The sequence below is a fragment of the Bartonella koehlerae C-29 genome, from assembly GCF_000706625.1.
Classification (GTDB): domain Bacteria; phylum Pseudomonadota; class Alphaproteobacteria; order Rhizobiales; family Rhizobiaceae; genus Bartonella; species Bartonella koehlerae.
Genome location: NZ_KL407334.1, coordinates 1,721,658 through 1,737,518 on the forward strand (window position 1 = coordinate 1,721,658; position 15,861 = coordinate 1,737,518).

The window sequence follows — 15,861 nt, forward strand, 5'->3', positions numbered from 1 at the left end:
AAAATACCGTGACAGAACATTCTCAAAGAAAAATGCTTTCTATAAAAATACTTATTGAGCAAAAAAGAAAAAGCATAAGGAACAAACAGCAACTGATAACACAATGACGGTACATCTTTGAGACACATAATTAAGGCGAATGAAAACTCTACGAACAGTTTCAACTTTTGTATGCCAGATAGGAGCGAACGTATTACGTATCTCTGTTTGTGTAATTTCTGAAACGGGTATACAATCTAATTTGAGAGGAATATAAAGCCGTAAAGATAAAGATCAGATTCCATCTTTATTATTCCTTTTATTTGTTTTACACTTTTCACAAGTATTCACGGCGCTGTCTTTTAAATAATGAAGACTATGTATTATCTTACACTTTTGATTCTCACGTTCTTTAATGGGGTTACGCCTCTCATGAAGAACAGAACGCTACTGTGTTGCCAATTCACGCACTTGTTTTAAAGAAACATCTCTTAAAGCAGACACCCAAGCCACTTTCATGATGACATATCCCCGTGAGTGATATAACGGTACAGCCATTGTGCACCGCCCTCTTTACACTTATGAAGGAGTAAGTTGGCACCATCATTCTCTTTGCCAGCTCAAAATGTTGCACCAGCCCTTGCATTAAGACGGTTTATGAGAAATTTTTATTCCTTTCTTTATGAATACCTACATGCCAGCCCCGCTTGTGATATGCAAGAAAGTGATTGTAATTGATTCATTCTAAGAGGATTTGCGATGAGCAAATCTTACGATGTTCGAGACTCTACAAAAAAATGAATTATCCTTATAAATCAATGTATTTTTTACCACGAAACTACATAAACACCAGAAAACCGTAATAAAATGGAGAGATTCAACAAGAGACAGAAAAAACCTACAAAAAACGGGCCAGAGAGGCCCGTTTCTTTTTACCTTTAGCAAGGGGCTTAGAAATCCATACCGCCCATTCCACCCATTCCACCACCAGGCATTGGAGGCATTGGTGTATCTTTCTTTGGAACTTCAGCAACCATTGCTTCTGTTGTAATAAGAAGGCTAGCAATTGAAGCAGCATTCTGAAGAGCAGAACGCACAACTTTCACAGGATCAATGATTCCCAAAGCAATCAAATCACCAAATTCACCGGTTGCGGTATTGTAACCAAATGTATCTGCATTGTTTTCAAGCACTTTGCCAACGATAATCGCTGCTTCTTCACCGGCATTGGTAGCAATTTGTCGTGCTGGGGCCTGTAGTGCACGACGAACAATATTGATACCAGCTTCTTGATCAGGATTGCTGCCTTTAACAGTCAAAGCATTTGCCGCACGCAACAATGCGGTTCCACCTCCTGCAACAATACCTTCTTCCACAGCTGCACGTGTTGCGTTCAAGGCATCATCAACACGATCTTTCTTTTCTTTTACTTCAACTTCTGTTGCTCCACCAAGCATTGAAGGCACTGGTGTATCTTTCGCTATAAAATGAATCTTTACGAGGATATGCTGAGAGAATTTTAGTGAACCAAAATATGAGAGAAATTTGAGATGTTTACGTCATCACGTTTAAAAAATCGATAGTTAATAATTGATAAAAATATTTACAGTTCAGATGAGCTTAGTTTTTGAATTCTCATCTGCAGGCATCAGGTTCTCTGTATTTTCTTATGGAAGCACAAAATTTAGCACGAGCAAAATATGAGGGAAATCAAGAGTATTTTATTCTAGAAAACTTTTTTAAAGCTTCATAAAACAATTGAATAACTTCAATCAGACAATTTGTTACAATTTACAGGAGGACATTTGGATAAATTGTCAGCTGATACAACAGTAACTAATTGATAATATGTATTTTAAAACTCAACGTATTAATGGAGAAATACAAGAATCCAATAAATTTTTATCGTGTTCTATGAAAGAAATCCTTTTCTTCTTGAAAAAACTGAGGATATTGGAAAATCATTTGAGCTTCCTCCCTCAGACTTCGGATTTGCAGATCTCACCAAAATCACCGTTTCATGAGCATTCGAGAGTTGGCTTATGATTCGTAGGCTCTCATTTATTGCTCTGAACAGTTTTTTGTTATGTTGTGGCAAGTGGATAAAATATTAGATGAGGATGATGTGAATTTATGGTTTGAGCAGAGAGTGTGAGATCATGGTATTTTCAATGAATCTTTGATTTGTAACTTTTCAACTGAAGAACCGTAATATCTTGATTTTGAAACTTTTAAAGAAGTTATCAATGAATGGGAAAGTAACAAAATTGTAGCGAAGGGGATAAAAAAATTGTTATTTCATAATTCTAGATATTTTCTAGCTTTCTGAACGTGATGAAAATTTTGCATTCAATGAATCTGAAGAAACGAATGCAGTATTTGTGACAAAATATTCGAATAAACAACTACTTTAACAGTTATTTAAAAAGAAATCTTAACTCTTAGAATGAATACTTTTTAAAAAAAATAAAAGTTTAAGTTAAGTGATTACCACAATCACATCAAAGTTAATCCTCAGAGATGCGTGAATTGGATTATTATACGGAACCGGTTTTTGAAGCGGTATTGCTCTTTGTTGTTTTCAATGATGATGGATAAAAAATTTCTTTTCGGTTTGTGGAGAGAAATGGGTGCTATGATGATCTGATAGGACGTTTTTGTGGTATGGTATATCTGTTGCAAAAGAAATCGAACTTGAAGATAAGTTCGAAAAGAAGATATTGAGACTAACAGGTTTTGCAATTCAAAATTTATAAAATACAAACGGCACAAATTCCTTTGCAAAGGAAACTGTGCCATGAAGTTCTGTTTTAAATGTGTGTATTTGGTTGGAAATTAGCCTTTTAGGATTTTTAAAACGTTTTGTGGTGAAGAGACTTCATAAGGGTCTGTTGTGCAATTATCTGAAAAACCTTGTTCTTCAAACCAATGTTCAATGACACCATCATTAATAACAGCAGCATAGCGCCATGAGCGCATTCCAAAACCAACATTGTCTTTAGCAACCAGCATACCCATTTTGCGCGTGAATTCACCTGAGCCATCAGGAATTAATTTTACGTTTTTAATACCTTGTGTTTTTCCCCAAGCGTTCATGACAAAAGCATCATTGACGGAAAGGCAATAAATTTCATCAATGCCAACTTTTTTAAATTCATCATAGAGTTTTTCAAAATCAGGAAGCTGAAAGGTTGAGCAAGTAGGGGTAAAAGCTCCAGGAAGAGAAAAAAGAATAACCCGTTTCCCTTTAAAATATGCATTGCTATTCACCTCTTGCCATCGATAAGGATTATCTCCACCAATTGATTCATCGCGTACACGTGTATGGAAGGTGGTATTGGGAACGGTTTTTCTTATCATAATTATGCTCCTGTATTTTTTATGGGAATCATGTTTTAAAAATGGTTTTCATCTTAAAAAACACATTGAAGAGGACGTCTTAAATAATCCTCTTTTTTGACAAGTTTGCAAATATTTCATTGCCACGTCAAGTAGAATTAATAGTCGACTTTGCTGGAGCTTCACTTTAAAATCGAGCAAAATACTATGAAGGTGTTTCCATGACTCTCAGGATAGTTTTGACTAAGGCTTTTGATGATCAAAAACTTGGAACGTCCGGTTTGCGCAAAAAAGTGTCGGTTTTTCAACAGCCCCATTATGTTGAAAATTTTATTCAATCTCTTTTTGACAGCATTGGGTCTGTTGAGGGAAAATTGTTTATTCTTGGAGGAGATGGACGCTATTTTAACCGCAACCTTCTTCAAATTGTGTTGAAAATGGCTGCTGCTCATGGTGTTGCTTGTATTAAAGTCGGAAAAGGAGGACTGCTTTCCACGCCAGCTGTTTCACATCTTATTCGCAAAACGCGTGCCTATGGTGGTATTATTCTCTCAGCAAGTCACAATCCTGGGGGAAAAGAGGGGGATTGTGGCATTAAATATAATATTTCCAATGGTGGTCCTGCTCCCGCTTCTTTGTGTGATACCGTTTTTGCAACATCGCAATGTCTTTCTTCTTACCGGATTATGGAGGCTCCAGATATTGATTTAGAAAGAGAGGGTACAACTTTTTTAGGGCCCATGAAGATTGATATAATTGATCCTCTCGCTGATTATGTTGCTTTGATGCAGGAAATTTTTGATTTTGACTGTATTGCCAAGGCCGTTGCGGAAGGGCTCACTTTGCGATTTGATGCAATGCATGCGGTAACCGGGCCTTATGCGCATGAAATTTTTGAAAAATGCTTAGGATTTTCTGAAGGAACGGTAGTCAATGGCATTCCTTTGCCAGATTTTGGAGGAGATCATCCAGATCCTAATTTGCTTTATGCCAAGGCTCTTTATGATTTGTTGATGTCGGATCAAGGACCTGATCTTGGTGCTGCGTCTGATGGAGATGGAGATCGTAATCTCATTCTTGGGCATGGGCAATTTGTTACACCTTCTGATTCCCTAGCGATTATGGCTGATCATGCCCATCTGATTAAAGGGTATCGGCAGAGGATTGTGGGGATTGCTCGCTCTATGCCAACAGGACGTGCGGCTGATTTGGTTGCTGAAAAAAAAGGATTAAATTTATTTGAAACACCAACAGGATGGAAGTTTTTCGGAACGCTTTTGGATGCTGGCCACGTGACCTTTTGTGGTGAAGAAAGCTTTGGAACAGGATCTGATCATATCCGTGAAAAAGACGGTTTATGGGCTGTGTTATTTTGGTTGAATCTTTTAGCTGTGACAAGAAAAACTGTTGCACAAATTACGCAACAGCATTGGCGCACTTATGGGCGATTTTACACTTTACGGTATGATTATGAAGAAGTGGAAGCATGTAAGGTTTCCGCAATCATTGATGAATTGCGCGCATATTTACCAAAGCCAGGAAGGGAAGTTGCAGGACTCCATGTCGAAAAAGCAGATGATTTTACCTATCATGATCCTGTTGATCAGAGCATTAGTACTGGACAGGGAGTGCGTGTTTTTTTTAAAAATGGAGCACGGCTTGTGGTGCGTTTATCGGGAACAGGGACAGTAGGCGCTACCCTACGCCTTTATTTTGAACAGTTTGAGGGTGACCCCCGTAAACACAATCAAGATCCACAAAAAGTTCTCCAACCTGTGCAACAGGCAGCCTTGCAATTATTAAATATAAAACAACATTTGGGGCGTACGAGACCCGATGTTATCACATGAAAACAGTTTTACGTTGTCTCTTGTGAGGGGCTCATTTGTTTTATAGCGCATCTGATTAATTTTTCCTCCCATGATAGATGATTCTAGACTTCATTTTGAGGAGGATTTCGTTTACTCAAGTATAAACGCCAAGAGTCTGATTCCAAAAAACCAATGTTCTTGATAACAAGAATTAGAACGTGAACGCTGCGCTGTTCTCGTATAAACATAAGGAGCTATCTTGAGGAGATGGGCATCTCTTTGTCTCTTGCAGAGGGTATTTCTTACGGATAGATCCCCTTTTGGGGATTACGCTTATGGTCATAGTCCTTGCTAATCCTCTATTTTGAGTGCTTTGGTGTGTAAAGTTGTGTTATTTTTATGCACAAAAATTTCTTTATTTTTTTTTTACAACATTCGGCAAGATAAGTTTTTTTAAAGAGCGTTGTTCGTGGTGCAAAGATGAAAATCAACGTCCAGTTTTACCATCCTCTGTTTATTCGATTTTTCGTTCTCAAAAGTATTTAGAGCAATCTCTTTAAACAGTGGAGATTGCACATTGCCTTATCTTTATGTTCTTCATGTATTTTATGGAGCATATTCTTCATACAAAACAGAACGTTATTTGTATTGTTTATGAATGTGTTTGCTTTAAAGAAACATGTCTCAATGCATTTAAGCCTCTTTAACGGTGTTGTTTAACAGTAAAACCCTACCATCATCTTTACGCTTATGAAAGACATGAAGAAGCAATTTGGCACCATCATTTTCTTTTTGAACGCTTAATATTAGATAGTTTTTAGGGCAGTTCATAAGAAGTATAGTGTATTTTCATCTTAAAATTTTAAGCGATTTTTACTCCACAGCAATCCCATTTTATAACGGTTTTTTGCTGTTCAAAGAGAGAGTTTTGGTGGTAACATATTCCGATACTCAAAATTTTCACTTAACTTATAAAGCTAAAGGCGATCAATTCATACTTTTACTTAGCAAATAAAAGCGTTTTTGTTTGCTTTGGCAAGCAATATCCAATGTGCAAAATAACTAAGCTATCCTGAAAATTTCAGAGGTTTTGCTTTTCTCAATTCTTTTTGATTGAATGAAAAAAACGCCGCCTCTCATAAAAATAAAAACGGTTTTAACTTTTATTATAAATCCTCTGAAATTACTTTATAATTTTAAAAATGTTTTTGGTTGTATACGCAACGACCAATAGGGATTTGAAAGTCCGAAACCTAAACACAAAAATGAACGCACTAATGTGGGAGCCCAGAATTCCAGGAAATTTTGCTATGTCCAGGTGCCATAAACACTAAAAGCAAAATGCGAATTTAGATTCAGTGCTTTCAAATTCTCGGAATACCAATGCGAGAGCATTCACACCTGGCAGGGGGAAGATACAAGCTAGAAATTTTCATAACGATATTTTCGTGAGCAAAAAAATTCATTTTAAGCGAAAAATGCTGAACATGTCTCAAAAACATTTAGGGGATTGCTTAGGGGTAAGCTCCCGACAAATTCAGAAATACGAAAAAGGATTAAATCCTGTAGGAACGTAGCGTTTAAAGAAAATTTTTGATATCCTGAATGTTCCTATTGCCTTTTTTATGCTGATATCATTACATAAAGAACATGCTCCCTACCAGCATTGATGAAATCATCTCAAATAGAGAAGAATACCTGCTTTTAAAAAGATTTCGAATTCTCACCTCAGTACAACAAAGAGCAATTTTACAATTGATCTCTGATTAGAATGAAAACTTTTAAAATCATATAGAGGATGCATATTGCTTTTTGTTTATTGCGTTCTTTAATTAGAGGGAATGGCTTCTCATAAAACACAGTACACTATTGTGCTTCTCATACACGCGCTTGCTTTAATGAGATATCTCTTGTTGCTTCTCAGCTCATTTCATGATAACCTTCGTAAAGGAGTACTCCGAGATCCTATTGGGTGCTCCCATCTTTACTTATGTAAGGTATAAGCCAGCATCATCATCCTTTTTGCTAACTCAAAATGTTGTGAATGCTTTGCATTTAGATATTTCATGAAAGGCATTTTTACTTCTTATGTTCAATAGTTTTTATCGACATGCTTAATCTTGCTTGTGACATACAAGCGAACGATTTGTATTGATTTTGAATGCGAATGTTTGAAATGAGTTAATATTTCTGTATTCGGAGCTCTTAGTTTAACAAACAAAAAATTAATTATTATTTTTGGAGCTTGATCAGATAACAAGGGAGGGCATCCTTGTGTCTCTGTTGTGAGAAATATAAAAACTCTCTATGTTAACATACCCAGGATCAAGAATTCTCTGAGTTTTACAAGAGGTAGCATTTAACGGACCTTTGCAGGAGAGGATGTGTAAACTATTCAACATACAAAAACATCGGACTACGGATGATCCGATGTTTTTAAAAAGAGGTTTGTTTCAAGAAGATTTGCATCTTGTTCCTTATTGTGGATGGATCATCTTTTTGGGATCAACTAGTCGATCATAGTCTTCTCCAGAAACTCCTACTTTTAATGCTTCAGTACGCAAAGTTGTGTCATTTTTATGCGCTGCTTTGGCAATTGCGGCAGCTTTTTCATAACCTATTTCCGGTGCGAGCGCTGTCACCAGCATGAGAGAGCGTTCCATGAGAGAGTGAATATGAACTCGATTGGCGCGTAATCCTTGAATACAATGGAGATCAAAAGAGCGCATGCAATCTCCAAGAAGCGTAATCGATTGTAAAACATTGTAGCCAATGACAGGTTTATAAACGTTGAGTTCAAAATGCCCTTGGCTTGCGGCAAATGTTACACTGGTATGATTGCCAAAGACTTGGCAAGCAACCATGGTCATTGCTTCACACTGTGTAGGGTTAACCTTGCCTGGCATAATGGAAGATCCTGGTTCATTTTCAGGTAGGCTTAGTTCCCCCAAGCCTGAGCGTGGACCTGATCCCAAAAACCGAATGTCATTGGCAATTTTAAACAGGTCAGCTGCTAATGCATTCAAACTACCATGGAAATGCGCAAGCGCTCCATGGTGGGCAAGGGCTTCAAATTTATTGTTAGCGGTTTTAAAGGTTATTCCTGTGAATGCGCTGATTGTTTTCGCAAAAGCTATATCAAAGCCTTGCGGTGCATTCAGCCCTGTTCCGACAGCTGTACCTCCTTGGGCAAGCATCTGAACATCGGAAAGAGCACTTTCAATGCGTTGGCGGTTGGCTTCAAGTGCAGCGCGATAGCCTGAAAATTCTTGCGCTAAAGTTAAAGGCGTGGCATCCTGGGTATGAGTACGTCCAATTTTGATGATATCGGCAAATTCTTCTTCTTTTTTCCTTAAAGTGGTAATAAGCGCATCAAGAATGGGAAATAAGTGTTGGCGCGTTTGTAGGGTGGTGGCAATGTGGAGCGCTGTGGGAAAGGAATCGTTTGACGATTGGCTCATATTGACGTGATCATTGGGATGTACAGGTGTTTTGCTGCCCAATTTTCCTCCCAAAAGCATGTTGGCATGATTGGCAATCACTTCATTGACGTTCATATTGCTTTGTGTTCCAGAACCTGTTTGCCAAACAGAAAGGGGGAAATGCGTGTCAAATGCACCGGCAAGCACTTCATCAGCAGCAGTAATGATGGCTTTTCCAATGTTTTTTGCTAGTTTGCCCTTTTCCATATTAACAACAGCTGCTGCTTTTTTGATAAGGCTTAAGGCATAGATGATGGTGATGGGTTGTTTTTCTGTGCCAATATTAAAATTATGCAGTGAGCGTTCAGTTTGTGCTCCCCAATAACGGTCTTGACGGACTGAAATCGTCCCAAAGCTATCCGTTTCTTGACGTGTTTCAACCATGGTTAGATCCTTTTGTGTTCAGTGGTTAATAAAAAAGATTAAATAACGCGAAATAGAAAAAGGAGGCAAGGCTTTGAAGTCTCTTAAGAGAAATTATTTTAAAGAGAATCCTTGACATTAGGAAGTTGCAATTTTATATTCCAGTTATTGTTAGCACTCTCTCTTAAAGAGCGCTAACAAAGACTTAAGATTAATTCAGTTATATTAAATTTTAAGGATTTAAAATATGGCTAACATACAATTCCGCCCACTTCACGATCGTGTTGTTGTCCGTCGGGTTGAATCTGAAAATAAAACTGCTGGTGGGATTATCATCCCTGATACAGCGAAAGAGAAGCCTCAAGAAGGTGAAGTTCTTGCTGTTGGCAATGGGGCTCTCGATGACAATGGGAAGCGTGTACCTTTGGAAGTAAAAACAGGGGACCGTATCTTGTTTGGAAAATGGTCTGGAACCGAAGTGAAGATTAATGGGGAAGACCTTTTAATTATGAAAGAATCTGACATTATGGGAATTTTGGGCTAATCCAACCTCTCATTTTTTTCATTTTCTACTATTTAGGACATAACTCCAAGGAGAAATTAAATGGCTGCTAAAGAAGTCAAGTTTGGCCGTGAAGCGCGTGAGCGTTTATTGCGCGGCGTTGATATCCTTGCTAACGCTGTTAAAGTAACACTTGGCCCTAAAGGGCGCAATGTGGTGATCGATAAATCATTTGGTGCTCCTCGCATCACAAAAGATGGTGTATCTGTTGCAAAAGAGATTGAACTGGAAGATAAGTTCGAAAATATGGGTGCGCAAATGTTGCGCGAAGTTGCTTCTAAAACCAATGATATTGCTGGTGATGGAACAACGACAGCAACTGTTTTGGGACAGGCTATTGTCCAAGAAGGTGTAAAAGCCGTTGCTGCGGGCATGAACCCAATGGATCTTAAGCGCGGAATCGATGCTGCTGTTGATGAAGTGGTGGCAAATCTTTTCAAAAAAGCGAAAAAGATTCAAACTTCAGCAGAAATTGCACAAGTGGGAACAATTTCCGCTAATGGTGCTGCTGAAATCGGCAAAATGATCGCTGATGCCATGGAAAAAGTTGGCAAAGAAGGCGTCATTACCGTTGAAGAAGCAAAAACTGCTGAAACGGAATTGGAAGTTGTTGAAGGAATGCAGTTCGATCGTGGATATCTTTCCCCTTACTTTGTCACCAATGCTGAGAAAATGGTAACTGATCTTGATGATCCTTACATTCTCATTCACGAAAAGAAACTCTCTAATCTCCAATCCTTGCTTCCAGTGCTTGAAGCTGTTGTCCAGTCTGGTAAGCCACTTCTCATTATCGCTGAAGATGTAGAAGGTGAAGCTTTGGCAACGCTCGTTGTCAACAAGCTCCGTGGTGGTTTGAAAATTGCTGCTGTGAAAGCCCCAGGATTTGGTGATCGCCGTAAAGCCATGTTAGAAGATATTGCTATCTTGACATCTGGTCAGGTTATTTCTGAAGATATTGGCATTAAATTGGAAAATGTCACTTTGGATATGCTTGGTCGTGCAAAGAAAGTCAATATTTCCAAAGAAAATACCACGATTATTGATGGTGCTGGACAAAAGAGTGAAATTAGTGCGCGTGTCAACCAAATCAAGGTACAGATCGAAGAAACAACTTCTGATTATGACCGTGAAAAATTGCAAGAAAGACTTGCTAAACTCGCTGGTGGTGTTGCTGTTATCCGTGTTGGTGGAGCAACAGAAGTTGAAGTAAAAGAAAAGAAAGATCGTGTTGATGATGCCTTGAACGCAACACGTGCAGCTGTGGAAGAAGGTATTGTTGCAGGAGGTGGAACCGCATTGTTGCGTGCGGCAAATGCTTTGACTGTTAAAGGCAGCAATCCTGATCAAGAAGCTGGTATCAATATTGTTCGTCGTGCACTACAGGCCCCAGCACGACAAATTGCTACCAATGCCGGTGAAGAAGCAGCGATTATCGTTGGCAAAGTGCTTGAAAACAATGCAGATACATTTGGTTACAATACCGCAACCGGTGAATTTGGTGATTTGATTGCTTTGGGAATCGTTGATCCTGTGAAAGTTGTGCGTTCTGCTCTTCAGAATGCTGCTTCAATTGCTAGCCTTCTTATTACAACAGAAGCAATGGTTGCTGAAGTTCCAAAGAAAGATACACCAATGCCTCCAATGCCTGGTGGTGGAATGGGTGGAATGGGCGGTATGGATTTCTAAGCCCCTTGCTAAAGGTAAAAAGAAACGGGCCTCTCTGGCCCGTTTTTTGTAGGTTTTTTCTGTCTCTTGTTGAATCTCTCCATTTTATTACGGTTTTCTGGTGTTTATGTAGTTTCGTGGTAAAAAATACATTGATTTATAAGGATAATTCATTTTTTTGTAGAGTCTCGAACATCGTAAGATTTGCTCATCGCAAATCCTCTTAGAATGAATCAATTACAATCACTTTCTTGCATATCACAAGCGGGGCTGGCATGTAGGTATTCATAAAGAAAGGAATAAAAATTTCTCATAAACCGTCTTAATGCAAGGGCTGGTGCAACATTTTGAGCTGGCAAAGAGAATGATGGTGCCAACTTACTCCTTCATAAGTGTAAAGAGGGCGGTGCACAATGGCTGTACCGTTATATCACTCACGGGGATATGTCATCATGAAAGTGGCTTGGGTGTCTGCTTTAAGAGATGTTTCTTTAAAACAAGTGCGTGAATTGGCAACACAGTAGCGTTCTGTTCTTCATGAGAGGCGTAACCCCATTAAAGAACGTGAGAATCAAAAGTGTAAGATAATACATAGTCTTCATTATTTAAAAGACAGCGCCGTGAATACTTGTGAAAAGTGTAAAACAAATAAAAGGAATAATAAAGATGGAATCTGATCTTTATCTTTACGGCTTTATATTCCTCTCAAATTAGATTGTATACCCGTTTCAGAAATTACACAAACAGAGATACGTAATACGTTCGCTCCTATCTGGTATGCAAAAGTTGAAACTGTTCGTAGAGTTTTCATTCGCCTTAATTATGTGTCTCAAAGATACTGCTGCGTTAGATGTGGATGTTGATTTACAGGCAACAACAAAAACACGTGCTTTATTAGAAAAATAAAACGCCTTTTTCCATTTTAAAAGGATTTCCATTCTATACTACACGAGCTAAAAAACAATGCAATCTTGAACTCGTCTATAAGCACATCTGAATAATCAAAATACAAATCTTGACAAATTTGAAATAAGAATTTCCGAAATCTGCCAAACAATCCTTTCCCTAAAAATTATTCTCTTACCGTTTTTGGGATGCCAAAATATCTTTTACCGTTTTGACCAATTGCTCTTCATCAACCGTCACTTGCGCTGGTCGGCTTTCACGCCATGTTTGATTATCCTTAATTTCATAAGACAAACGTGCTCCTTCAATCAAATCTTTGATCTGTATTGTTCCGCTTTCGCGCTCTTGAGAACCTTGGATTACTACACAAGGGGCCTGGCGGCGATCTGCGTATTTCATCTGCGCCTTCATTCCTGATGCCCCCAAATAGAGTTCAGCAGGAATTCCCGCACCACGCAACTGCATGACCATTTTTTGATAGCGTGCAACAATTTCTGGTTCTTTATCCATCATCAGCACTACAACAGGCCCAATATTTTCTCTTACGGGCAATCTTCCAAGATTTTGCAAAGCAGCTATCAAGCGCGAAACACCAATTGAAAAACCCGTTGCAGGAATATTTCCACCACGAAAGCGTGCCACCAACCCATCATAGCGCCCACCTCCACCAACAGAGCCAAAAACAACTTTTTGCCCATCATCATTGAAAACATCAAAAAGCAATGCTGCCTCAAAAACAGGTCCCGTATAATATTCTAACCCACGCACGACTGACGGATCAATTTTGATACGGTTTTGAGTGCCATTTTCGGCAAAGATTGCCTGCATCTCCTCAAGCTCGCGAACCCCTTCAAGCCCCTGCTCACTCTGGTCAACGATTTTTCTAAGAGCGTCAAGCGTTCCCTCTGCTGTTTCAGCCTCTACGGTAAGCAAAGCAAGAATACTGTCAATCTCTTTGTCCTTAAGCTCTGCGCCTTTTGTAAAATCACCACTTTCATCCAAACGCCCTCTTCCCAAGAGTAAACACACATCTTCAAGACCAAACTTATCAAGTTTATCAATTGCTCTCAGAACGGTTAAGCGCCTTTCAGCCAGCTCATTTCCTGCCAAGCCAATTTTCTCCAAAACAGCATCCAGAATTTTCCGGTTATTCAAACGAATGACATAATCATGATGCTGAAACCCTAATTTTTGCAAACTATCGGCTACCATCATGCAAATTTCTGCATCTGCGGCAACCGTTGGTGTTCCCACAATATCAGCATCAAACTGCATAAATTGCCGAAACCGCCCCGGTCCAGGTTTTTCATTGCGGAAAACAAAGCCCAGACGATAACTCCGATAAGGCTTTGGCAAAATTTCAAAATTTTCTGAAAAATAACGGGCAAGAGGTGCAGTAAGATCATAACGCAAAGACATCCACTGCTCATCATCATCTTGTAAAGAAAAAACCCCAGCATTTGGACGATCTTCATCAGGTAAAAACTTGCCTAACACATCGGTATATTCAAAAAGCGGTGTTTCCAACGCTTCAAAACCGTAAAGTTCATAAACTTGACGAATTTGCGCAATCATGATTTCGATTGCATATAATTGTGCACTTGTGCGATCAACAAAACCACGAGGTAGACGAGCTTTGATTTTTCCTTGTTTCGATGACATGTTTTCTCTAGCAATAATATCTATTCACAGATGACTTGTATCTATCTTATAGATAGTGCACGCTGCAATGGCTTTGTAAACCTAGCTTATACATCATGCACAAGCTTTTGCTCTACCAAGGCGAAGCCAGCTGCTTTTAGAATAATCAGCCATAAAAGAGTTTTGAAGGTGCAAACCGGCATCATCATTCTCTTTACCAGCCCTCAATGTTGCGACAGCCTTCGCATTTGAGAGCATTAATAAAAGAAATTTTTATTCCTTTCTTTAAGTGTTTTTACCCATACGCCACATCCGCTTGTGACGTACAAAAAAATGATTTTGATTGATTCATCATAAAACAGATTTGAAATGAGAAAATCTTACGTTATTCGAGACTCTTAATTGAATGTGAATAACGACAAATTATCATTATAGATCAATATATTGACTTATTATGGAGTAAACTCTGTGTTGATCTTTTTACACATATTCATCAAAAATGAGAGAAACTAGAGACAAATATCCTCTTATTTTTAGTAACATTGCGTGTTGCCACAACTCTTACATTTAAAGGACTACAGTTCTCATACGCATCCCCTTTTGGACATACAACAGAAAAACATGCAAGATCAAACTGTCTAATATTGCACCAATATTGATGTTTTATACAGAAACATCAATAAATTATTTTTCAAGCACAAGTCCCATGCCTTCCCATCATGAGCGTTGTCTCTATTTATTTTCCATCGAAGAAATTTTCTCTTAAGCATAGTTTCCAAAACTACCACATTCTCTTTTCCCTCTCTCAAACACCAACGCTTCTCTTCTTTCTAAGTATTATTGCGCATATTTTGTCTTCTCTCCCAATATCAACTGAAAGACATATAAAAGATTCTTTAGAGTCAAAACAACGGTTTGGCTAAGCTGAAGTCAACTTCTGGAAAGAAGCACTCTTATAAAAGCTTCATCAATTTAGCGCCTATACAAAAATCTTCAAAACATAAGTGTACTTTTAGCTCGCGTAGCAAAATCATTGATGAGTGTTTTTAAATCAAAAATATTTCGACCAGCATCTGTAATCGACCTTGAAATAGAAGGAATAATATTCTGCCATAAACTTTGAGGAAACTGGTTTGTCAATTGTGTTATTGTTCCTCCCTGAGCACCAATACCCGGAACAAGAAACAAACACTTTTCCAACTGTTTGATTGTATCTTTTGCTTCACTGCCGAGTGTAGCGCCAACAACCGCACCGATGGGACCAACAGAATGATTTTTTCCCAAAGACTGACTATTATAGTCACAAATACGCTGCGCCAAATGAACAGAAAGTGTTTGATCACCAATGCGCGCATTGCGAATTTGCTTTCCCTCTGGATTAGAGGATTGAACAACTACAAAAACTACTGTTCCTGTTTCCTCTGCAATTCGCATCAAAGGGATAAGAGCATCAAAACCAAGAAAAGCATTCGCAGTTATGGCATCCGCTTTGAATGGGCTGCTTGAACCGAGCCAAGCTTGACCATACGCTTCGACAGTAGAACCAATATCTCCCCTTTTTGCATCAGCGATTACTAATAAACCTTGTTCCTGGGCATTTTCAATAAGCTCTTTGAGCACTTGAAGACCTTCCACACCATACAATTCAAAAAATGCGACTTGGGGCTTTATAATACCCACATTGCCCACAACCGCTGTTAACAGAATATCACAAAAGTCTTTAAGACCTTTATAATCACAGCTCAAATTCCATGATTGCAAAACTTTATGACTAGGATCAAAACCGATACAAAGCGGTCCATAGATTTCACAATTTTTAAAAAAAGTTGAATGAAACATTTCACACCCTCATAAGGCGTTCCTTTAAACTTTCTGATACAATCAAAAAGAAATACATTTATCAAAATGATCGGTAACATGGTTTTCATGAAAAAGGAAATATTTTCAAATTTCATGACAGAATATGAACAAAACAAACCATATCACTTTACAAAAGTACCTCGTGATGCAAAATATCCTTCTGTTTTGTTATTTTTTATAAAGTATTTTTTTCTTTTAGAATGCATATTTTCGATAAAGTTTTTCTAGAGTAAAATTCGATAAACAAGGTTCC

The 15,861-nt window shown here is 38.4% G+C and carries 7 protein-coding genes and 3 pseudogenes; 5 read left to right on the forward strand and 5 right to left on the reverse strand.

All coding sequences use genetic code 11. From position 1 onward, the window contains the following. Positions 1–929: 929 nt before the first annotated feature. Together O9A_RS07220 and O9A_RS07230 are read right to left on the reverse strand one after the other, a co-directional pair. A pseudogene (locus O9A_RS07220) lies at positions 930–1,433 on the reverse strand (TCP-1/cpn60 chaperonin family protein); the annotation flags it as partial. Positions 1,434–2,814: 1,381 nt separating this feature from the next. Continuing rightward, the gene (locus O9A_RS07230; protein WP_034460097.1) at positions 2,815–3,339 is read right to left on the reverse strand and encodes a peroxiredoxin; all 525 of its coding nucleotides are present in this window, start codon (positions 3,337–3,339) and stop codon (positions 2,815–2,817) included. Between the two features lie 200 nt (positions 3,340–3,539). On the opposite strand from O9A_RS07230, the gene O9A_RS07235 reads away from it, so the two are divergent. After that, complete coding sequence (locus O9A_RS07235; RefSeq protein ID WP_034460099.1) at positions 3,540–5,168, forward strand: alpha-D-glucose phosphate-specific phosphoglucomutase; 1,629 nt, start codon at positions 3,540–3,542, stop codon at positions 5,166–5,168. A 1,376-nt stretch (positions 5,169–6,544) separates the two neighbouring features. Then, positions 6,545–6,899: pseudogene (locus tag O9A_RS08515) on the forward strand (helix-turn-helix domain-containing protein). A gap of 707 nt (positions 6,900–7,606) precedes the next feature. Here the strand turns inward: O9A_RS08515 and fumC are convergent. Continuing rightward, positions 7,607–8,995 carry a class II fumarate hydratase gene (fumC, locus tag O9A_RS07245; protein ID WP_034460101.1) on the reverse strand — a complete coding sequence of 463 codons (1,389 nt, stop codon included), beginning with the start codon at positions 8,993–8,995 and terminating at the stop codon, positions 7,607–7,609. A 226-nt stretch (positions 8,996–9,221) separates the two neighbouring features. Between fumC and groES the strand changes: the two genes are divergently transcribed. The 3 genes and pseudogenes from groES to O9A_RS08520 all read left to right on the forward strand — a co-directional run. Further along, positions 9,222–9,518 (forward strand): co-chaperone GroES, encoded by a 297-nt coding sequence (gene groES / locus O9A_RS07250; protein ID WP_034460103.1) that lies wholly within the window; start codon positions 9,222–9,224, stop codon positions 9,516–9,518. Positions 9,519–9,578: 60 nt separating this feature from the next. Next, positions 9,579–11,222 carry a chaperonin GroEL gene (groL, locus tag O9A_RS07255; protein WP_034460105.1) on the forward strand — a complete coding sequence of 548 codons (1,644 nt, stop codon included), beginning with the start codon at positions 9,579–9,581 and terminating at the stop codon, positions 11,220–11,222. 291 nt (positions 11,223–11,513) lie between these two features. Next, positions 11,514–12,104, forward strand: a pseudogene (locus O9A_RS08520) (integrase); the annotation flags it as partial. A 177-nt stretch (positions 12,105–12,281) separates the two neighbouring features. On the opposite strand, the gene hisS reads toward O9A_RS08520, so the two are convergent. Together hisS and pyrF are read right to left on the reverse strand one after the other, a co-directional pair. Beyond that, the gene (gene hisS, locus O9A_RS07260) at positions 12,282–13,769 is read right to left on the reverse strand and encodes a histidine--tRNA ligase (RefSeq protein ID WP_034460107.1); all 1,488 of its coding nucleotides are present in this window, start codon (positions 13,767–13,769) and stop codon (positions 12,282–12,284) included. A gap of 972 nt (positions 13,770–14,741) precedes the next feature. Continuing rightward, a complete protein-coding gene (gene pyrF, locus O9A_RS07265; RefSeq protein WP_034460110.1) occupies positions 14,742–15,587 on the reverse strand; it encodes an orotidine-5'-phosphate decarboxylase in 846 nt (281 codons plus the stop codon). Positions 15,588–15,861: the final 274 nt, after the last annotated feature.

What these genes read in the sequence shown, in the direction of transcription:
- pyrF (WP_034460110.1), bottom strand. Translation starts at nt 15,587, where the DNA reads ATGTTTCATTCAACTTTTTTTAAAAATTGTGAAATCTATGGACCGCTT.
- groES (WP_034460103.1), top strand. Translation starts at nt 9,222, where the DNA reads ATGGCTAACATACAATTCCGCCCACTTCACGATCGTGTTGTTGTCCGT.
- groL (WP_034460105.1), top strand. Translation starts at nt 9,579, where the DNA reads ATGGCTGCTAAAGAAGTCAAGTTTGGCCGTGAAGCGCGTGAGCGTTTA.
- hisS (WP_034460107.1), bottom strand. Translation starts at nt 13,769, where the DNA reads ATGTCATCGAAACAAGGAAAAATCAAAGCTCGTCTACCTCGTGGTTTT.
- O9A_RS07235 (WP_034460099.1), top strand. Translation starts at nt 3,540, where the DNA reads ATGACTCTCAGGATAGTTTTGACTAAGGCTTTTGATGATCAAAAACTT.
- fumC (WP_034460101.1), bottom strand. Translation starts at nt 8,995, where the DNA reads ATGGTTGAAACACGTCAAGAAACGGATAGCTTTGGGACGATTTCAGTC.
- O9A_RS07230 (WP_034460097.1), bottom strand. Translation starts at nt 3,339, where the DNA reads ATGATAAGAAAAACCGTTCCCAATACCACCTTCCATACACGTGTACGC.